The 19,419-nt window shown below is 71.2% G+C and carries 17 protein-coding genes, 1 pseudogene and 1 riboswitch; of the genes and pseudogenes, 9 read left to right on the top strand and 9 right to left on the bottom strand.

Going from position 1 to position 19,419, the window contains the following annotated elements; translation table 11 throughout:
- Nucleotides 1-351 precede the first annotated feature (351 nt).
- Nucleotides 352-930, bottom strand: coding sequence for a 2'-5' RNA ligase family protein (locus ACZ7L5_RS39050; RefSeq protein WP_365061255.1), 579 nt, complete (start codon nt 928-930; stop codon nt 352-354).
- 214 nt (nt 931-1,144) lie between these two features.
- The gene (gene trpS / locus ACZ7L5_RS39045) at nt 1,145-2,158 is read right to left on the bottom strand and encodes a tryptophan--tRNA ligase (RefSeq protein WP_365061256.1); all 1,014 of its coding nucleotides are present in this window, start codon (nt 2,156-2,158) and stop codon (nt 1,145-1,147) included.
- Between the two features lie 141 nt (nt 2,159-2,299).
- On the opposite strand from trpS, the gene ACZ7L5_RS39040 reads away from it, so the two are divergent.
- From ACZ7L5_RS39040 to ACZ7L5_RS39025, 4 genes are all read left to right on the top strand, one after another.
- Entirely contained in the window at nt 2,300-2,860 is a 561-nt protein-coding gene (locus ACZ7L5_RS39040) for an RNA polymerase sigma factor (RefSeq protein WP_471523137.1), read from the top strand.
- On the top strand, nt 2,853-3,866 hold the full coding sequence (locus ACZ7L5_RS39035) for a hypothetical protein (protein ID WP_471523135.1): 1,014 nt from the start codon (nt 2,853-2,855) through the stop codon (nt 3,864-3,866). The genes ACZ7L5_RS39040 and ACZ7L5_RS39035 overlap by 8 nt, the downstream gene beginning before the upstream one ends.
- Before the next feature lie 223 nt (nt 3,867-4,089).
- Nucleotides 4,090-4,797 (top strand): hypothetical protein, encoded by a 708-nt coding sequence (locus ACZ7L5_RS39030; RefSeq protein WP_471523133.1) that lies wholly within the window; start codon nt 4,090-4,092, stop codon nt 4,795-4,797.
- Nucleotides 4,798-4,938: 141 nt separating this feature from the next.
- Nucleotides 4,939-5,667, top strand: coding sequence for a hypothetical protein (locus ACZ7L5_RS39025; protein WP_471523131.1), 729 nt, complete (start codon nt 4,939-4,941; stop codon nt 5,665-5,667).
- Nucleotides 5,668-5,692: 25 nt separating this feature from the next.
- Here ACZ7L5_RS39025 and ACZ7L5_RS39020 read toward each other — a convergent pair whose 3' ends face one another.
- Nucleotides 5,693-7,141, bottom strand: a complete 1,449-nt coding sequence (locus ACZ7L5_RS39020) for a glycine hydroxymethyltransferase (RefSeq protein WP_471523129.1) — start codon at nt 7,139-7,141, stop codon at nt 5,693-5,695.
- Between the two features lie 31 nt (nt 7,142-7,172).
- Nucleotides 7,173-7,275, bottom strand: a riboswitch (ZMP/ZTP riboswitch).
- A 160-nt stretch (nt 7,276-7,435) separates the two neighbouring features.
- On the opposite strand from ACZ7L5_RS39020, the gene rocD reads away from it, so the two are divergent.
- A complete protein-coding gene (gene rocD / locus ACZ7L5_RS39015; RefSeq protein WP_328879783.1) occupies nt 7,436-8,683 on the top strand; it encodes an ornithine--oxo-acid transaminase in 1,248 nt (415 codons plus the stop codon).
- A gap of 33 nt (nt 8,684-8,716) precedes the next feature.
- Here the strand turns inward: rocD and ACZ7L5_RS39010 are convergent.
- A pseudogene (locus ACZ7L5_RS39010) lies at nt 8,717-8,944 on the bottom strand (glutathionylspermidine synthase family protein); the annotation flags it as partial.
- Nucleotides 8,945-9,243: 299 nt separating this feature from the next.
- Between ACZ7L5_RS39010 and ACZ7L5_RS39005 the strand changes: the two are divergent.
- A complete protein-coding gene (locus ACZ7L5_RS39005) occupies nt 9,244-10,122 on the top strand; it encodes a DMT family protein (protein ID WP_471523290.1) in 879 nt (292 codons plus the stop codon).
- A 236-nt stretch (nt 10,123-10,358) separates the two neighbouring features.
- On the opposite strand, the gene ACZ7L5_RS39000 is transcribed toward ACZ7L5_RS39005, so the two are convergent.
- Nucleotides 10,359-11,909 (bottom strand): aminotransferase-like domain-containing protein, encoded by a 1,551-nt coding sequence (locus ACZ7L5_RS39000; RefSeq protein WP_471523127.1) that lies wholly within the window; start codon nt 11,907-11,909, stop codon nt 10,359-10,361.
- A gap of 47 nt (nt 11,910-11,956) precedes the next feature.
- Between ACZ7L5_RS39000 and ACZ7L5_RS38995 the strand changes: the two genes are divergently transcribed.
- The 3 genes from ACZ7L5_RS38995 to ACZ7L5_RS38985 all read left to right on the top strand — a co-directional run bounded on the left by ACZ7L5_RS38995 (nt 11,957) and on the right by ACZ7L5_RS38985 (nt 13,817).
- Nucleotides 11,957-12,541, top strand: coding sequence for a carboxymuconolactone decarboxylase family protein (locus ACZ7L5_RS38995; protein WP_471523125.1), 585 nt, complete (start codon nt 11,957-11,959; stop codon nt 12,539-12,541).
- An 86-nt stretch (nt 12,542-12,627) separates the two neighbouring features.
- Nucleotides 12,628-13,059, top strand: coding sequence for a carboxymuconolactone decarboxylase family protein (locus ACZ7L5_RS38990; protein WP_471523123.1), 432 nt, complete (start codon nt 12,628-12,630; stop codon nt 13,057-13,059).
- 20 nt (nt 13,060-13,079) lie between these two features.
- Complete coding sequence (locus ACZ7L5_RS38985; protein WP_471523122.1) at nt 13,080-13,817, top strand: isocitrate lyase/PEP mutase family protein; 738 nt, start codon at nt 13,080-13,082, stop codon at nt 13,815-13,817.
- A 3-nt stretch (nt 13,818-13,820) separates the two neighbouring features.
- Here ACZ7L5_RS38985 and ACZ7L5_RS38980 read toward each other — a convergent pair whose 3' ends face one another.
- The 4 genes from ACZ7L5_RS38980 to ACZ7L5_RS38965 are packed head-to-tail and all read right to left on the bottom strand — an operon-like array spanning nt 13,821 to nt 19,399.
- On the bottom strand, nt 13,821-14,789 hold the full coding sequence (locus ACZ7L5_RS38980) for an ABC transporter substrate-binding protein (protein ID WP_471523120.1): 969 nt from the start codon (nt 14,787-14,789) through the stop codon (nt 13,821-13,823).
- Nucleotides 14,790-14,802: 13 nt separating this feature from the next.
- Nucleotides 14,803-16,752: an ABC transporter permease gene (locus ACZ7L5_RS38975; RefSeq protein ID WP_471523118.1), complete on the bottom strand. Its 1,950-nt coding sequence runs from the start codon at nt 16,750-16,752 to the stop codon at nt 14,803-14,805.
- Nucleotides 16,752-17,870, bottom strand: coding sequence for a quaternary amine ABC transporter ATP-binding protein (locus tag ACZ7L5_RS38970; RefSeq protein WP_471523116.1), 1,119 nt, complete (start codon nt 17,868-17,870; stop codon nt 16,752-16,754). The genes ACZ7L5_RS38975 and ACZ7L5_RS38970 overlap by 1 nt, the downstream gene beginning before the upstream one ends.
- Nucleotides 17,870-19,399: a GMC family oxidoreductase gene (locus ACZ7L5_RS38965; protein ID WP_471523114.1), complete on the bottom strand. Its 1,530-nt coding sequence runs from the start codon at nt 19,397-19,399 to the stop codon at nt 17,870-17,872. Before ACZ7L5_RS38965 ends, ACZ7L5_RS38970 begins: the two co-directional genes overlap by 1 nt.
- Between the last annotated feature and the right edge of the window lie 20 nt (nt 19,400-19,419).

The following is a 19,419-nucleotide window of genomic DNA, read 5'->3' as shown; positions in this document are numbered from 1 at the left end:
ACCAATACCGCGGCCCGTCAACGCCCCTAGGGGCGCGGGGAACTGCGCAACCAGCCACCACGAACACGAACCCGCAGCCAATCAACGACCCAGCACCACCAGCGAAGCCAAAATGGCGCCACCGCACCAACACCGCGGCCCGGCAACGCCCCTAGGGGCGCGGGGAACTGCGCAACCAGCCACCACAAGCCCGCAGCCAATCAACGACCCAGCACCACCAGCGAAACCAACTGGGGCGTCGCATCAATACCCCGCCCCGACAACCCCCAGGGGCGCGGGGAACTGCGCAACCAACCACCACGAACACGAACCCGCAGCCAACGACCAACCGCCCCCGCCAAACCAGCGGAGCTACCCCGCCGGGATGGACCCGCGCTCCACCGCCCCCGCCTGCGGCGGCACCACGGAGCCGCCGAAGGCGAAGTCCCTCAGCCTGCGCCACACGCCGTCGGCGCCCTGCTCGTAGAGGGCGAAGCCGTTGCAGGACCACGCGGCCTGGTAATCGGCCAGCTCCTCGAAGGCGCGGTCCATCGACGCCTCGTCGATGCCGTGCGCGACGGTGACATGCGGGTGGTACGGGAACAGCAGTTCGCGGGCGACCGGCCCGGAGGCATGGCGGATCTGCTTCTGCAGCCAGGTGCAGGCCGCGGCGCCCTCGACGACCTGGACGAAGACGACCGGCGAGAGGGGCCGGAAGGTGCCGGTCCCGGACAGCCGCATCGGGAAGGGGCGGCCGGCGGCCGCGACCTCGACGAGGTGCGCCTCGATCGCGTGCAGCAGCGAGGCGTCGACCTCTGTCGGCGGCAGCAGTGTGACGTGCGTGGGGATGCCGTGAGCCGCGGCGTCGCCGAAGCCCGCGCGCCGCTCCTGGAGCAGGCTGCCGTGAGGCTCCGGGACCGCGATCGACACGCCGATCGTTACGGTCCCCACGTCGTCTCCTGTCGTCTGTCGGTGAGCTCGCGCATCGCGAGGCTCGTCCTGTTGTGAGCTCATACCCCTGTTGGTGAGCGTGAGCGGCCGCCGATACGGTCGCTCGGCTATCGACTGTACGGCCACGGCAGTGCTGCGGGCAGGCGCAACCGTAGTGATGTGCAGCGCTGTGCGGTGGTACGGCCGTGTTCCGGTCGCCTGCCGTGGCGCGGGCTCAGTGCTTGGCGGGCAGGAAGCCCACCCTGTCGTACGCCTGGGAGAGCGTCTCCGCGGCGACGGCACGCGCTTTCTCCGCGCCCTTGGCCAGGATCGAGTCCAGCGTCTCCGGGTCGTCCAGGTACTGCTGGGTCCGCTCCCGGAACGGCGTCACGAACTCGACCATGACCTCGGCGAGGTCCGTCTTGAGCGCACCGTAGCCCTTGCCGTCGTACTTCTGCTCCAGTTCCGCGATTCCCGCCCCGGTGAGGGTCGAGTAGATCGTGAGCAGGTTGCTGACACCCGGCTTGTTCGCGACGTCGTAGCGGATGACGGTGTCGGTGTCGGTGACCGCGCTCTTGACCTTCTTGGCGGTGGCCTTGGGCTCGTCGAGCAGGTTGATGAGGCCCTTCGGCGTGGACGCCGACTTGCTCATCTTGATCGACGGGTCCTGAAGGTCGTAGATCTTCGCCGTCTCCTTGAGGATGTACGGCTTCGGGACGGTGAAGGTCCGGCCGAAGCGGCCGTTGAAGCGCTCGGCGAGGTCGCGGGTGAGCTCGATGTGCTGGCGCTGGTCCTCGCCGACCGGGACCTCGTTGGCCTGGTACAGCAGGATGTCCGCGACCTGGAGGATCGGGTACGTGAACAGGCCGACGGACGCCCGGTCCGCGCCCTGCTTGGCGGACTTGTCCTTGAACTGGGTCATGCGGGACGCCTCGCCGAAGCCGGTGAGGCAGTTCATGACCCAGGCGAGCTGGGCGTGCTCGGGGACATGGCTCTGGACGAAGAGCGTGCAGCGCTCGGGGTCGAGGCCGGCGGCGAGGAGCTGGGCGGCGGCGAGCCGGGTATTGGCGCGCAGGTCCGCGGGGTCCTGCGGGAGCGTGATCGCGTGCAGGTCGACGACCATGTAGAACGCGTCGTGGGTCTCCTGCAAGGCCACCCACTGGCGGACGGCGCCGAGGTAGTTGCCGAGGTGGAACGAGCCTGCGGTGGGCTGGATTCCGGAGAGCACGCGGGGTCGATCAGAGGCCATGTTCACCATTCTCTCAGGTGTCGGGGGCCGATCCGGAACGGCACGGAAACAGATGCGACACGGGTGGGAACCGATCCGGTCCGGGCGGTGTACCAAGAATGTGAGAACGCGGGAGGGGGCCGCATCGTCGATGAGGCCGCGGTGATCGCACGCGTACGCGCCGGAGAGCCGGAGGCGTATGCGCAGCTGGTGCGAGCCCATACGGGCATCGCGCTCAGAGCGGCCGCCGCGCTCGGGGCGGGTGCGGACACGGAGGACGTGGTGCAGCAGGCCTTCGTCAAGGCGTACTGCTCGCTGGGACGGTTCAAGGACGGCTCGGCGTTCAAGCCGTGGCTGCTCGCGATCGTGGCCAATGAGACGAGGAACACAGTGCGCACGGCGGCCCGCCAGCGCTCGCTCGCCGGGCGCGAGGCGGCATTCGTGGAGGCGGAGCCCCTGATAGCGGAGTCGGCGGACCCGGCGGTGGCCGCGCTGGAGATAGAGCGCCGTGTCGCGCTGCAGTCCGCCCTGGAGAAGCTGAGCGAGGAGCATCGCCTGGTCGTGACCTACCGCTATCTCCTGGAGATGGACGAGTCCGAGACGGCCCAGGCCCTGGGCTGGCCCCGGGGGACGGTGAAATCCCGGCTGAACCGCGCGCTGCGGAAGCTGGGGCGCTTGCTGCCCGATTTTCAGCCGCGGGAAGGGGGTGATGAGCATGGGTGACGGACGGAGGCCGTACGACGGCGACGGTCCGGGGGCGTCCGAGGGTGAGGGTGACGGACGGCGTACGTACGGGCGCGACGGCGCCGGGGCCGGCACCGGCGCCGGTCGGAGCGGTCGGGGAGCCGGCAGCGCGGGCACCGGTGATCGCGGCCGACGCGACGCCGCCGAAGGGCTTCCCGCGGAGCTGCGGGCACTCGGGCGTTCGCTGCACGCGCCGGGCGCGGCGGACGGCGCTGAGACGATGGTCGAGCGGGTGCTGGGGCAGCTGCTCGCCGAGCAGGTACCGGTTCCGGTGGCCGAGCCACCGGGCGCCGCGGAACGGCTGCGGGCGCTGCGCCGCTGGACGCGGATGCGGTGGCGTTCGCTGACGGCGGCCCTGTGCGGCCTGCTGGCGGTGCTTGTGCTCACGCCCCCGGTGCGGGCTGCGGTGTTCGACTGGTTCGACTTCGCCGGGGTCGAGGTGCGGTACGACCCGTCCGCCGTCCCCACGCCCGGCGCCGAGGTTCCCGGCTGCGGCCGCTCGGTGTCGCTCGCCGAGGCGGAGCGCCGGGCCGGGTTCGAGCCGCCGGTGCCGGAGGGGCTCGGCATGCCGGACACGATCGCGGTGACGAGTGAGCCGCAGGGAGGGGTCGTGGTGAGCCTGTGCTGGCGCGAGGACGGGCGCACGATACGGCTGGACGAGCGGCGGGCGAGCCTGGACGCCGGCTTCGCCAAGACGGTGCGCGAACCACCGGAATGGATCTCCCTGGGCACCGACACGTCGACCGGCGGCACGACCGACCCGGCCTTGTGGTTCGCCCGACCGCACCTGCTGACTTTCTGGCTGGTGGACGCGAGCGGCCGGCGCCATGCCCACGAGGAGCGGACGTCCGGGCCGACATTGCTGTGGACCCACATGGCCGGGAGCGAGATCGTGACGCTGCGGCTGGAGGGTGTGGCGTCGAAGGACCGAGCGGTGAAGATCGCGCGATCGCTCGAAAGGCCGGCTGAGGTGTCCTCGAATTAGGCAGGACCGACCCCGAAGGAACCGGTCCGGAAATGGTGGGCCGAGGGTGGGAACCCCGACGGGTCGGGCGGTGTACCAGAAGTGACATGCGGCTCGGGGACGGGCCGGACGGGCATCGCTCGACTTGGGGGTTCGGATGTGGGGACATGAGATCGGCAGCTCGGGAGATCGGCCGCCTGGTCGCGGGGGCGGCTGGAGGAGCAGGTGTCGTGAACTGACGGCCATGACGGGGGCGTTGGCCGCCACACTCGCCCTACTGCTGTGGGGTGCGGCGCCCGCCTCGGCCGGAGGGCCGACAAGCGTCTTCCTGGCCTCGCCGGAGAGCCAGAAGACGGCTTCGCTGTACTACTCGGACGAGGAGTACGGCGAGCTGGACCGGCTGCTCGGCACCGTAGGCCGGGGCACGCGGGACAAGCCGCCCGAGGCCGACCTCATGGCGGCCCACCAGGTCAGCGTCACATGGATGGCCCATGACGTGACGCCGTGGCGCCTCGACCGGGTCTACGAGATGGACGACGGGCGGAACGTCTGGATACACACCGCTGTGGGCCGCAACCAGCCGGCGAACGGCACCTGGCATCGCGCCGAGCAGCCGTCCCAGCTGCGCACCCTGTTCAAGGACCTGGGCCTGATGAGCAAGACCTCGGCGGGGGGAAGCCCAGCGGCCGTCCCTCCGCAGTCGAAGGCACCCGGAGAGGGCGAGGGCGCGCAGGACTCGTCCGGCACTGCGACCGACGCCATGGACACCGCGACCGAGGCGCCGCCGGCCCAGTCAACCGGGTCGGGTGACGGCACCGACTGGTGGTGGGCGCTGCCGGGCGCCGCAGCCGGAGCGGTGCTTGCGCTGGTACTGCGGCCCTTTGCCGCACGGCTGACTCTGGCGCGCTTGCGGGGTGAGCCGGGGCCCAGGCAGGAGCTGCGCGACGTGTGAGGGCGGCCTGAGAAGTGGGTCACGGACCGGGGCGGGGCTTGGAGGCCCTGCCGGGCAAGGACCGGTGAGCCCGTTGTGCGGACTGATGTGGCTGATGAGACGTGAGGGGGAGTTGTGGGGGCACGCGTCGGAGGACGGAGAGTGTGGAGATGGTGGAGGCCAGGCAGGTGTGGCACGGCACGGCTCGCGCTGCTCGTCCCGCTGTCGGCTGCGCTGGTCCTGTGCGGAACAGCGACGGCCGCCGCGGCGGGGCCGGCGCAGGGGCGGGACGTTCCCGATGTGGCGGTGGTCGTCGCGGGCGGCACGGGACGGACGACGACCTTGCGCTCCGGCGAGTCGGCCTTCGCCCGCCTCTGGCAGCTGCTGCAGCCGACGTATGTCGGGACGGAGCGGGTGTCCGAGGACTGGGTCGAGGGGCGTCATCCGCAGATGCGCATCACGGTGATCTGGGGACTGACCGGGATTGGAGGCTGGCCCCGGACGAATCGGCCGCCGGGAGGAGACGTGGCCATCCAGCGCCAGGACCAGCTGTTCGTGGCCGGGGACGGCACACCCTGGGTGCGCTCGGATCTCGCTCCCGATGTGGAGGACGACGACATCCGCTGGCACCGGGCGCCACGCTCCGTCTTCGAGCGGCTGGACCTGGCAGGTCTCCTCGGAGAGACCGACGAGCAGCTCGTCGAGGCCACTGGTGCCGTGGATCAGCCCGGCCCGGCGATCGGTGATGCCGGGTGGGCGGTGGCGGGGCTGGCCCTCGGGTTCGCGACCGGAGTGGGCGGCACGCTGCTGATACGCCGCGCGGCGGCCCGGCCGGGAGCCGGACCGCCGCGGGAGGAACCACGCCATGAGTTGATCGACCTGGATCTCTGAGAGCGTCAGGACGAGGCCCGAGGCGTCAGCCCAGGTCTACCTCCGGGTACAGCGGGAAGCCCGCCACGAGGTCGGTCGCGCGGTGGGAGATCTCGTCGGCGACCTTCGGGTCCAGGATGTGCTGAGCCTTGGAGGGGGCGCCCTTGCTGGTGGTGCCCGGCTCGGTCGTGGTCAGGACACGGTCGATGAGGGCGGCGACCTCGTCCATCTCCGCGGTGCCCAGGCCACGCGTGGTCAGGGCGGGGGTGCCGATGCGGATGCCGGAGGTGTACCAGGCGCCGTTGGGGTCGGCCGGGATGGCGTTGCGATTGGTGACGATGCCGGACTCGAGGAGCGCGGCCTCGGCCTGGCGGCCGGTGAGGCCGTAGGAGGAGGCGACGTCGATCAGGTTGAGGTGGTTGTCGGTGCCGCCGGTGACGAGGGTCGCGCCGCGGCGCATCAGGCCTTCGGCCAGCGCCCGGGAGTTGTCGACGATGCGCTGGGCGTAGTCGCGGAAGGACTCCTGGCGGGCCTCGGCCAGGGCGACGGCCTTGGCGGCCATGACGTGCGGGAGCGGGCCGCCCAGGACCATCGGGCAGCCGCGGTCGACCTGGTCCTTGAGGGAGTCGTCGCACAGGACCATGCCGCCGCGCGGGCCGCGCAGCGACTTGTGAGTGGTGGTGGTGACGATCTGGGCGTGCGGGACCGGGTCGAAGTCGCCGGTCAGGACCTTGCCGGCGACGAGACCCGCGAAGTGGGCCATGTCGACCATGAGCGTGGCACCGACCTCGTCGGCGATCTCGCGCATGATCCGGAAGTTCACGAGACGGGGGTAGGCGGAGTAGCCGGCGACGATGATCAGCGGCTTGAAGTCGCGGGCGGAGGCACGCAGCGCCTCGTAGTCGATCAGGCCCGTGGTGGGGTCGGTGCCGTAGGAGCGCTGGTTGAACATCTTGCCGGAGATGTTCGGGCGGAAGCCGTGGGTGAGATGGCCGCCGGCGTCCAGGGACATGCCGAGCATGCGCTGGTTGCCGAAGGCCTGGCGGAGCTCGGCCCAGTCGGCCTCGGTGAGGTCGTTGACCTGGCGGACGCCGGACTTCTCCAGGGCGGGGGCCTCGACGCGGGCGGCGAGGACGGCCCAGAAGGCGACAAGGTTGGCGTCGATGCCGGAGTGGGGCTGGACGTAGGCGTGGCGGGCGCCGAAGAGCTCGCGGGCGTGCTCGGCGGCGAGGGACTCGACGGTGTCGACGTTGCGACAGCCCGCGTAGAAGCGGCGGCCGACTGTGCCCTCGGCGTACTTGTCGCTGAACCAGTTGCCCATCGCCAGGAGGGTGGCCGGGGAGGCGTAGTTCTCGGAGGCGATCAGTTTGAGCATCTCGCGCTGGTCGGCGACCTCCTGGCCGATGGCGTCGGCCACGCGCGGCTCGACGGCGCGGATCACGTCGAGGGCGGAACGGAAGGCGGTGGACTCGTTGGAGAGGGGCTCGGCTGGCATGGGGACCTCCGGACGTCGTGTGCAGCGTTCACGGTTCGGCCCAGGCGCACGGCACTCGGTGCTGGACGACGAGGCCCAGTGGGCCGCTCCCCGATGGTCGGTCCCATCCCAGCGCGCCAGTCACGGCCCGTCGATCAGACTACCGGGCGCGCCGACACGGCATGGTCCCGCGTCCGCCATGCGAGCAACGATAGGAAGGGCCGCAAAGCACTCGAACAGCCAGAAATAGACAGTGGCCACGAGCCTCGTGACTGGCGCAGCGCGAGCCCTCGTGGCAGCGGAAACGGAGAGCCCGTGAGTACGTCGAGCACCACCGAATCCCTGATCGCCGCGGTCGACGCGCACAGCGCCCACAACTACCACCCGCTGCCGGTCGTGGTGGCGACGGCGGAGGGGGCGTGGATGACGGACGTGGAGGGGCGGCGGTATCTGGATCTGCTGGCCGGGTATTCGGCGCTCAACTTCGGGCACGGCAACCGGCGGATCGTGGACGCTGCGAAGGCGCAGCTGGAGCGGGTGACGCTGACGTCGCGGGCGTTTCATCACGACCGGTTCGCGGCGTTCTGCGAGCAGCTCGCCGAGCTGTGCGGGATGGAGATGGTGCTGCCGGTGAACACCGGGGCGGAGGCGGTGGAGACGGCGGTGAAGACCGCCCGGAAGTGGGGCTACCGGGTCAAGGGGGTGCCTGCGGAGATGGCGAAGGTCGTCGTCGCGGGCAACAACTTCCACGGCCGTACGACGACGATCATCAGCTTCTCCACCGACCCGGAGGCGCGGGCCGACTTCGGGCCGTACACGCCGGGCTTCGAGATCGTGCCGTACGGGGATCTGACGGCGATGCGGGAGGCGTTGACGGAGAACACGGTGGCGGTGCTGCTGGAGCCGATCCAGGGCGAGGCGGGGGTGCTCGTTCCGCCGGCCGGTTATCTGCCGGCGGTGCGGGAGCTGACTCGGGAGCGGAACGTGCTGTTCATGGCGGACGAGATCCAGTCGGGGCTGGGGCGCACGGGCCGGACGTTCGCGTGCGAGCACGAGGGGGTGGTGCCGGATGTGTATGTGCTCGGGAAGGCGCTCGGGGGCGGGGTCGTGCCGGTGTCGGCGGTCGTGTCGTCGGCCGCTGTGCTCGGGGTGTTCCGGCCCGGGGAGCACGGGTCGACGTTCGGCGGGAATCCGCTGGCCTGTGCGGTGGCGCTGGAGGTGATCGCGATGCTGCGGACGGGCGAGTTCCAGGAGCGGGCGACGCAGCTCGGCGCGCATCTGCACCGGGAGCTGGGCCTGTTGGCCGGGACGGGGCGGGTGACCGCGGTGCGGGGGCGCGGGCTGTGGGCCGGGGTCGACATCGCCCGGATGTACGGCACGGGGCGGGAGGTGTCGGAGCAGCTGATGGAGCGCGGTGTGCTGGTGAAGGACACCCTCCCTCACAGCCTCAAAGGCGTGGGCGGTGCCCCCATGGCGACGATCCGCATCTCGCCGCCGCTGGTGATCGGGAAGGAGGATCTGGACTGGGGGCTCGCCCAGTTGCGGGGTGTGCTCGGGATGTGAACCGGCGCCGTCGGCCGTCCGGTTTCCGCCGGAAGCGGCGGCCTCGACGAGGGACGTGGGGGTGTCGGCGTTGTACTCCAGGAGTTTCGCCGGGCCGGTGCCGTCGTGGCGGAGGTCAAAGCGGCCGTAAACGGAGGGCAGTTCGGCGCGGCGGTGCCAGGCTTCGGTGACCGCGTGCACGATGCGCGGATCGGTGATGCCGAGGTCGGCGAAGCGGTTCTCGGCGACGATGTGCTCGGCCGCCGTCAGGCACATGCGGTGTCGACGCAGCGGCGGTCCGGGTCCGAGCTGCATGAGGTGAGGGCCGCGGCAATGACTCCCATGCCGCCGAGTACGACTGTGCTGGAGCGCAGCCTGCGTCGTGTTTCCGCCATGTGGGTCTCCCCCGAGGTTCCCGTTGTTCCCGCCGTTCCCGAACAATCCGACTGATCCGATGAACCCAATCAATCCGATGATCCGGTTGTTACTCGTCCGGCGGACAGTCTCGAGATCGTTTCGTGTGGGGCTGTCGAGGGGCTGCCCTTCGACCGCTCACCTAGAGTCGGTTTGTGCTGTTTGGGATGTTGTGTGCGCTGGGTGCGGCGGTCTGTTTCGGTACGGCCACCGTCCTTCAGGCGATGGCCGCGCGGACGGCGAGTGCGCAGGGCGGCCGGGGTGGCGAGGCGGGGGTGCTGCTGCGGGCGCTTCGGCAGTGGCGATATCTCGCCGGGCTGGCCCTGGACGGGCTGGGGTTCGTGTTGCAGGTCGTCGCCCTGCGGTCGCTTCCCATCTACGCCGTCGGGGCGGCGTTGGCGTCCAGTCTCGCGGTGACGGCGGTCGTCGCGGCGCGGTTGCTGCGGGTGCGGTTGCGGCGCAGCGAGTGGGCCGCGGTGGGGGTGGTGTGCGCCGGGCTCGCGATGCTGGGGCTCGCCTCGGGCGCGGAAGGGGATGGGGAGGGGTCGGACGCGCTCAGGTTCGCGATGCTCGGGGTGGCTTTGGCGGTGCTGGGGGTCGGGCTGGCAGGTGGGCGGTTGCCCGAGCGGGGGCGGGGGTTGGTGCTGGGGTTGGCCGCGGGGTTCGGGTTCGGGGTGGTGGAGGTGGCCGTGCGGTTGATCGACTCGGTGGCGGTGCCGGAGCTCTTGGCCAATCCGGCGACGTATGCGCTGTTGCTCGGGGGCGGGGCTGCGTTTCTGGCCTTGACGTCGGCGTTGCAGCGGGGGTCTGTGACGACTGCGACGGCGGCGATGGTGATCGGGGAGACGGTGGGGCCGGCGCTGGTCGGGGTGGTGTGGTTGGGGGATCGCACGCGGGAGGGGTTGGCCTGGCTGGCGGTGCTGGGGTTTGTGGTGTCGGTGGTGGGGGCGTTGGCGTTGGCGCGGTTCGGGGAGGCGCCGGTTGCCGCCGGCGGGGAAGGAGACGGGTACGGGGACGGGGAGGGGCGGGCTCGGGTGGCCGACTGAGCTGTCAGCCCTGCACGGGCCTCGTCCTCAAACGCCGGACTGGCCGAAATGCCTGTACCGGCGCCGCACACCACGGCTCACGCTCCGCACCCCACACCCCGTGCCCCGCAACTCCGTGCCCGCACCCCGCACCCCGTGCCCCGCAACTCCGCACCCGTGCCCCGTGCTCCGCACCCCGGACCCAGCACCCGGCACCCGGCACCCGGCACCCGGCACCCGAGCAAACCCTCCCCCCCTCACGGCAACACCCTCCCCAACGCCTCCAACGCCCCCGCCCACGCATGATCCGGCGGGGTCCCGTACCCCACGACCAGGGCGTCCAGCGGGGGCACCGTCGCCGACTCGTGGCGGTAGGCGGTCAGGCCGTGCAGGGCCAGGCCCTGCCAGGTTGCTGCCTGGGTGACGGACTGTTCCGTGCCGGGTGGGAGGCGGAGGACGGCGTGGAGGCCGGCGGCGATGCCGGTGACCTGGAGATGGGGGGCGTGGGTGGCGATGGTGCGGACAAGGGCGTCTCTGCGGCGGCGGTAGCGCAGGCGGGCGGCGCGGACGTGGCGGTCGTAGGCGCCGGAGGTGAGGAACTCCGCCAGGGTCAGCTGGTCCGGGGCGCCGCAGGTGTCCACGCCGCCCTTCGCCTCCGTCACCTCCTCCAGCAGGGCCGGCGGCACCACCATCCAGCCCAGGCGCAGGCCGGGGGCGAGGGACTTGCTGGCCGTACCGAGGTAGACGACGCGGTCGGGGTCAAGGCCCTGGAGTGCGCCGACGGGCTGGCGGTCGTAGCGGAACTCTCCGTCGTAGTCGTCCTCCAGGACCACTCCGCCGGTGCGGCGCGCCCAGTCGACCACCGTGGCCCGGCGGTCGCGGTGCAGGGGCACTCCCATCGGGAACTGGTGGGCGGGGGTGAGGAGGGCCGCCCCCTCGTCGCTCAACTGCCCCGGGTTTGTGCCCAGTTCGTCGAAGGGCAGCGGGGTGGTGGACAGGCCCGCTCTCGTCAGCTGCCTCCAGTGGGGTGGTAGGCCGTACGACTCCACCGCCACCGTCTTCAGGCCGCGCGCCCGTAGCACGGTGGCGAGCAGATGCAGGCCGTGAGCGAAACCGGCGCACACGATGATGTGGTCGGGGTCGGCGCGGACGCCGCGGGCTCGGGAGAGGTAGCCGGCGAGGGCGGTGCGCAACTCGACGCGGCCGCGCGGGTCGCCGTAGCCGAGGGCGTGGTTCGGGGCGGCGAGGAAGGCACGGCGGGCCGCCTTGAGCCACTCCGTGCGGGGGAAGGCGGAGAGGTCGGGGGTGCCGGGGACGAGGTCGTAGGCGGGGCGTGGGCGCTCCGGACGGGGAGTCGTGAAGGATCGGGCGGGGGCGTGAGGTGGGGCGATCGCGCGGGGTGCGGTGCCGACACCGCCAGGGGCGGACGTGGAACCGGGGGCGGATCCGGTGCCGGGTGCGGGCCTTGCGCCGGAAGCGGGCCCTCCGCCCGAAGCCGTCGCCCCTCCCGCCCCTCCCGTCGCCCCTCCCGTCGGCGGGATCACCTCCCGGTCGGCCACCCTCGTGCCCGAGCCCTGGCGGGCGGTGAGCCAGCCCTCGGCCACCAGTTCGGCGTAGGCCTCGGCGACCGTGTTGCGGGCGATGCCCAGGTCGGCGGCGAGGGAGCGGGAGGAGGGCAGGCGGGTGCCCGGGGCGAGGCGGCCGGTGCGGACGGCTTCGCGCAGGGCGTCTGTCAGGCCCCGGCGCAGGCCCCCTCCCGCCGGTTCCAGGTGGAGGTCGACGCCCAGAGTGGCCCAAGGTTTCGGCATGGAAGTGGACCATACTCCTGGGCTGCTTCACTCCTAGGGTCGAGATCATGACGACGACGGACACGACCTTGACCTCGACCTCGACCAGTACCTCGACCTCGACCTCGACCTCGACCTCGGCCTCGACGATCGAGTACGCCCCCGAACGCCCCGCCCGCCTGCAGTGGGCCCAGCTCGCCCCCGACGTCTACAAGGCGATGATCCGGCTCGACACCGCCGCCAAGCAGGGCCTGGACCACAGGCTGTACGAGCTGGTGAAGATCCGCGCGTCGCAGATCAACCACTGCGCGTTCTGCGTCGACATGCACAGCAAGGACGCGATCGCGGCGGGTGAGAGCGTCGAGCGGGTCATTCAGCTCAGCGCCTGGGACGAGTCGCGGCACTTCTACACCGAGAAGGAGATCGCCGCCCTGGAGCTGACCGAAGCGGTGACCGTCCTCACGGACGGCTTCGTGCCCGACGAGGTGTACGAGCGGGCCGCCAAGCACTTCGAGGAGGCCGAGCTGGCTCAGCTGATCTCGGCGATCGCGGTGATCAACGCGTGGAACCGGTTCGGCGTGACCTTCCGCATGGCCCCCGGGCACCACCAGCCCGCCCAGCACGCAGCCGCGGGCTCGGTCGGGCACAAGTGACCGCCCAAGCAGCCCAAGCAGCCCAAACGGCCCAAACGGCCCAAACGCTCCGGACACGGCGTCTCGACCAAACGGTCGGGCAGGCCATGTCAGCCCTCAGCGCCACCGCGAAGAAGGGGCTCGGCGACCCCGCTCTCGCCGAGCTCGTCGTGATCCGGGCCTCGCAGCTCAACCACTGCGCCTTCTGTCTGGACATGCATCTCACCATCGCCCGCAAGTACGGCGTGAGTGAGCGGCAGCTCGATCTGCTGGCCGCCTGGGAGGAGGCCGAGGACGTCTACGACGAGCGGGAACGAGCCGCGCTCGCGCTGACCGAGGCCGTCACGGTCCTCACTGGGGGCACCTCCCAGGCTTTCGGCTCTGGGGGAGGCTTCGTGCCGGACGATGTGTACGAGCGGGCCGCCGTGCACTTCGACGACTCCGAACTCGCCCATCTCATCGGGCTGATCGCCGCCATCAACAACTGGAACCGGGTGATGGTCGCCCGCCGCATTCCACCAGGGGGATACCCGACGTGACCGAACGACGGACGGAAACCGTGAGCAAGGTCGATGCCTTACGCGCACTGCACCGGCGCCGCTCCCCCGGCGACCCGCTGGTCCTGCCCGGCCCCTGGGACGCCGCCAGCGCCCGTGTCTTCGTCGAGGCGGGGTTCCCTGCGCTCGCCACGCCGAGTGCGGGTGTCGCCGCCTCCCTGGGCCACGAGGACGGGCAGACCCCGGCCGACGAGATGTTCGCGGCGGTCGCGCGGATCGTACGGGCGGTCGACGTGCCGGTGTCGGCGGACATCGAGGGCGGATACGGGATCGCGCCGAAGGAGCTGGTGGAACGGCTGCTGGAGACCGGGGCCGTGGGGTGCAACCTGGAGGACTCCGAGGGCGGGGTCCTGAAGGATCCGCGCCGGCACGCCGAGTGGCTCGCCGAGGTGCGGCACGCCGCCGCCGACCGGCTCTTCGTCAACGCCCAGATCGACACCTTCATCCGGGCACGTCAGGACGCCGACCCCAAGAAGGCCGCCGAACAGACCATCGAGCGCGCCGCCCTGTACGTCGCTGCCGGCGCCGACTGCGTCTATCCGATCGGCGCCCCCGTGGACGTACTGCCACTGCTGCGGTCCGGCATCCAGGGGCCGATCAATGTGCACGGCACGGTGACCGGCGGCCCCTCGCCCGCCGAACTCGGCGAACTCGGGGCCACCCGCATCACGTTCGGGCCGGGACTTCACCGCACCGCCACCCAGGCGCTGCGCGGCATCGCGGCCGACCTCACGACGTGAAGGTCAGGACATCCACGCCTTCCATGTGGACTCGTGGCTGTCCACCCACTTCTTCGCCGCCTCCTCGGGCGACATCTTCTGGTCGGCGATCATCAGGGAGACCTCGTTCTGGTCCTCGGTCGTCCACTTGAACTTCTTCAGCAGGGCCGCCGCCTTGCCGCCCTCCTTCGAGAAGTCGGCGTTGAGGTACTTCTGCAGCGGGGTGTGCGGATAGGCGCAGGCGACCTTGTCCGGGTCCGCGTCGCAGCCCTCCTTGTAGGCGGGCAGCTTCACCTCGGTCATCGGGACCTTCTTGAACAGCCACTGCGGTGAGTACCAGTACGTCAGGAAGGGCTTCTTCTCCTTGGCGAACTGCTTGATCTGCGTGATCTGCGCGGCCTCGGAACCGGCGAACACGACCTGGTAGTCCAGGTCGAGGTTCTTCACCAGTGCCTTGTCGTTGGTGACGTAGGAGGGCGAGCCGTCCATCAGCTGGCCCTTGCCGCCGCTCTCGGCGGTGCGCATCTGATCGGCGTACTTGTCGAGGTTCTTCCAGTCGGTGACGTCCGGGTGCTGCTTGGCGAAATACGTCGGGACGTACCAGCCGATGTGCCCGGTGACCCCGAGGTCGCCGCCGGGCACGATCGTCTTCTTGTCCTTGACGTACCGCTGCTCCTCCTCCGGGTGCCCCCAGTCCTCCAGGAGCGCGTCGACGCGGCCCTGGCTGAGGGCGTCCCAGGCGGGCACCTCGTCGATCTGGACGGTGTCGACGCGGTAGTCGAGCTTCTTCTCCAGCAGGTACTGCACGACGGCCACGTTGGCCTGCGCGCCGACCCAGGACTGGACGGACAGCGTCACGGTCTTGGCGCCCTGCGCGTTGGCGAACGGCGAGGCCTGCTTGGTCATGTCGGCGGCGCCGCAGCCGGTCAGCAGCGCCAGCGAGGACACGCCGGCCACTACGGCAGTCGTACGAGACGCACGAGTACTACGCATACGAAGTCGCATGTCACGCTCCCTTCTTCGCGCGGCGTTCCGTCGGCTGGGTGACGCGGTCCAGCATCAGGCCCAGGCAGACGATCGCGGCGCCGGCCACCAGACCGGTCGCGAGGTCGCCCTGCGCGAGTCCGGCGACGACCTCGTAGCCGAGCGCGCCACCGCCGACCAGGCCGCCGATGATGACGACGGCGAGGACCAGGACCACGCCCTGGTTGACGGCGAGCAGCAACGCCGGCCGGGCGAGCGGGATCTGGACCTGCCGCAGTTGCTGGGCGGGGGTCGCGCCGAGTGAGCGGGCGGACTCCAGGGCGGCCGGGTCGACCTGGCGCAGGCCCTGGGTGGTGATGCGGACCACGGCGGGCAGGGCGTAGACGACGGCTGCGGCGACCGCGGGTGCGCGGCCGACGCCGAACAGCGCAACCACCGGGATCAGGTACACGAACTGCGGCATCGTCTGGAAGACATCCAGGACGGGCCGCAGCAGGCGTTCGACGCGGTCGCTGCGGGCCGCCGCGATGCCGGTCGCGAAGCCCAGGACCAGCGTGACGGCGACGGCCGCGAGGACCTGGGAGAGGGTGTCCAGCGACGGGCCCCACACGCCCAGTACGCCGATCGCGGCCATGGCGAGCACGGCGGTCAGCGCGGTGCGCCAGGTGCCGATCAGCCAGGCGAGGGTGGCGACGATGAGCAGAACCGACCACCAGGGCAGCCACTGCAGGCCGTCGCGCACGGGGTCGAGGACCCAGGTGGTGAAGTGGGCCGCCCAGTCGGCGGTGCCGCCGATGACGGGGACGCCGGAGTAGAGGTGGGCGGTCATCCAGTCGACGGCGCGGTTGACCGGCTCGGCGATGTTCAGGGTCCAGGCGTCGGGCCAGTCGAGGCGGCCCAGGAGACGTCCGGCGACGGCTACCGCTACGGCGGCGCCCAGGGCGTACAGCCAGCGTGCCCGGCCGTTCGGCTGAGGATCGTCTCCGAGGCTCTCCCCGGCCGCGCAGGTCACCCGGTCCAGTACGACGGCGAGGAGCACGATCGGGATGCCGGCCGCGAGCGCCGCGCCGACGTCGACCGAGGCCAGCGCCTGGTAGACGCGGTCACCGAGGCCGCCGGCGCCGATGACGGAGGCGATGACCGCCATCGACAGCGCCATCATGATCGTCTGGTTGAGGCCGAGCAGGAGTTCCTTGCGGGCCAGCGGGATGCGGGCGGTCAGCAGGCGCTGCCGTGCGGTGGCACCGAGCGACTCGACCGCCTCCAGCACCTCCTTGTCGGCGCCGCGCAGGCCGAGGGCGGTGAGGCGGGCCATCGGCGGGGCGGCGTAGACGACGGTGGCCAGGACGGCGGCGGGGACGCCCATGCCGAAGACCAGGACGACGGGGAGCAGGTAGGCGTACGCCGGGAGCACCTGCATGGTGTCCAGGACGGGACGCAGGACCCGGTCCATACGGTCGGACAGTCCGGCGGCGAGGCCAAGCAGCATGCCGACGACGACGGAGGCGAGGACCGCCACGACCATCAGCGCGAGGGTCTGCATGGTCGGGATCCACATGCCGAGGAACCCGCAGGCCAGGATCGCGGCACCGGTACCGGCGGCGAGCCTCCAGCCCGCGACGCGCCAGGCGATCAGGGACGCGGCGGCCGTGACACCGGCCCAGCCGGCGGCGAGCAGCACCAGGTACACGGCGCGTACGCAGATCACGACCGCGTTGCTGAGGTGCCCGAAGAAGTAGACGAACAGCGGGTGGCTGTCCCGGTTGTCGATGATCCAGACGCTGGCCTTGGTGAGCTGGTCGGAGAAGTCGACGGTCAGTGCGGAGGGCCAGGTGCCGCTCGCCCAGCGGGCGTTCGCCAGCGGCACGAGGATCGCGGCGGCGAGGACCAGCAGCAGGAGCTTGCGGACGACCGGGTGCTTGAGGACGCCGGGCGCGGTGGCCCGAGGGGCGGCGGCAGTGACGGTGGCCATCACGCCACCTCCTTACTCTTCTCCGCGCCCGCTGCGGACCTGTTCTCCGCGTCCGCTGCGGCGGCACCGTGCGCCGCACCCGCCGCGGCACCCTGCTGTGTCCCCGCCACGACGCCGAGGAGCCGCTCGTGGTCGACGACTCCCAGGCACCGTCCGCCTTCCATGACCCGGGCCGGGGCACCGGTGCGCGCCACGGCCTCGATCGCCTCGGACACCGTCGCGTCCGGCGCGATCGCCGGGCCGTTGCCGGTCTCGTCCGCCGACGCGGCCCGCATGGCCGACCGCACGGTCATGACCTGCTCGCGCGGGACGTCCCGGACGAACTCGCGGACGTAGTCGTCGGCCGGGGAGCCCACGATCTCCTCGGGCGTGCCCAGCTGGACGACAGCGCCGTCGCGCATGAGGGCGATGCGGTCGCCGAGCTTCAGGGCCTCGCTGAGGTCATGCGTGATGAAGACCATCGTGCGGCCCTCCTCGCGGTGCAGGCGCACGACCTCCTCCTGCATGTCCCGGCGGATCAGCGGGTCGAGCGCGCTGAACGGCTCGTCGAAGAGCAGCACCTCCGGGTCCACCGCCAACGCCCGCGCGAGGCCGACGCGCTGGCGCTGCCCGCCGGACAGCTGGCCCGGCCTGCGGTGCTCCATGCCCTCCAGGCCGACCTTGGCGACCACCTCGGCGGCCCGCTCCCGGCGCTCCGCCTTGCCGACGCCCTGGATCTCCAGGCCATACGCCACGTTGTCCAGGACCGTGCGGTGCGGGAGCAGTCCGAAGTGCTGGAAGACCATCGCGGCGCGGTGGCGGCGCAGTTCGCGCAGCCGGGTCTTGTCCATGGCGCGGACGTCCTCGCCGTCGATGGCTATGGAGCCCGCCGTCGGCTCGATGAGCCGGGTCAGACAGCGCACCAGCGTGGACTTGCCGGAGCCGGACAGGCCCATGACGACGAAGACCTCGCCCTTGCGCACGTCGAAGGAGACGTCCCGCACCGCCGCCGTGCAGCCGGTGCGCGCACGCAGCTCGGCGGGCGCGAGCGAGGCCAGCTCCGGGTCGGCGGGGACACGGTGCGCCTTCGGACCGAAGACCTTCCACAGACCTTCGACAGAGAAAACAGGGGTACTCATCACGCCTCACTTCCCATCAGGTCGACGGCCTTCTCCCCGACCATGAGCACCCCGATCATCGGGTTCACGGCGGTCATCGTCGGGAAGACGGAGGCGTCGGCGATACGAATTCCGTCCAGGCCGCGGATCCGCAACTGCGGGTCCACCACGGCCAGTTCGTCGTCGGCGGCGCCCATACGGCAGGTACCGGCCGGGTGGTACACGGTGTGCGCGACCTTGCGGGCGTACTCGCTCAGCTCCTCGTCGCCGGTGACGTCCGGGCCCGGGCACACCTCGCGCTTGAGCCAGTTGGCGAGCGGTTCGGTCTTCGCGATCTCGCGGGCGATGCGGATGCCGTCCACGAGGGTGCGGCCGTCGTAGTCGTCCTCGTCGGTGAAGTAGCGGAAGTCGAGCGCCGGCTTCACGGACGGGTCGGCGCTCGTGAGGTAGAGCCGGCCGCGGCTCCTGGGCTTGGGGATGTTCGGGGTCATGGACACCCCGAACTCCGGCCGCTCGTAGCCCAGTCGCTCCGGGTTGTCCGTGAACGGGATCTGGTAGAAGTGGAACATCAGGTCCGGGCCCTGGTGTTCGGGGTCGCGGCGGACGAAGAGGCCCGCGTCGGAGTCCATCGCGGAGTTGTCCGGGATCGGACCGTCGGTCTCCCAGACGATCACCGACTCGGGATGGTCGAGCAGGTTCTCGCCGACGCCCGGCAGGTCGTGGACCACCGGGATGCCCAGTTCGGTGAGGTCTTCCTTGGGCCCGATGCCGGAGTGCATCAGCAGCCGCGGCGAGTCGACGGCGCCGGCGCACAGGACGACCTCGCGCCGGGCGCGGACGAGAAGTTCCTCGCCGTCCTTGGTGCGCACGTGGACGCCCTCGGCGCGGGTGCCGTCGAGCTCCAGCTTGTACGCCCAGGTCTCCAGCAGGATCGTCAGGTTCTCGCGCTCGTCCATCACCGGGTGCAGATACGCCACCGACGCGGACGAGCGCTTGTTGTTCTCGGGGTGGTAGGCGAGGTCGAAGAAGCCGACGCCCTCGGTGAAGGGCTGCTTGTTGAAGCCCTCGACGCGCGGGACGCCGAGCGCGCCCTGGGCGGCGTCGACGAAGTCGCGGGCGATGGCGTTGCGGTCCTTCTCGTCGACCGGGACGACGTTGTTCTTCAGCCGGGCGTAGTACGCCTCCATCGGCACCGCGCCCCAGCCCGTGGCGCCGGCCTCCTCCCACTCGTCCCAGTCGGACGGCAGCGGCTTGAAGGCTATGAGGGTGTTGTGGCTGGAACACCCACCGAGGACGCGGGCCCGGCTGTGCCGGATGTGCGAGTTGCCGCGTGGCTGCTCGGTGGTCGGGTAGTCGTAGTCCAGCTCGCCGCCGAGCAGGCCCATCCAGCGGCGCAGCGTGAGGACGTCGTCGCGGCCGACGTCGCTGGGTCCGCCCTCGATCACGGCGACCGTGACGTCGGGGTTCTCGGTGAGGCGGGAGGCGATGACCGAGCCGGCCGTGCCGCCGCCGATCACGACGTAGTCGTAGACATGGGTGCTCTGGGACATGGTGGGGGTGGCTCCAGGGG

It is taken from the genome of Streptomyces sp. NPDC107528 (assembly GCF_055639295.1).
The sequence above is the reverse complement of the archived record's forward strand: the minus strand, read 5'-3'. Positions and strand labels throughout refer to the sequence as shown.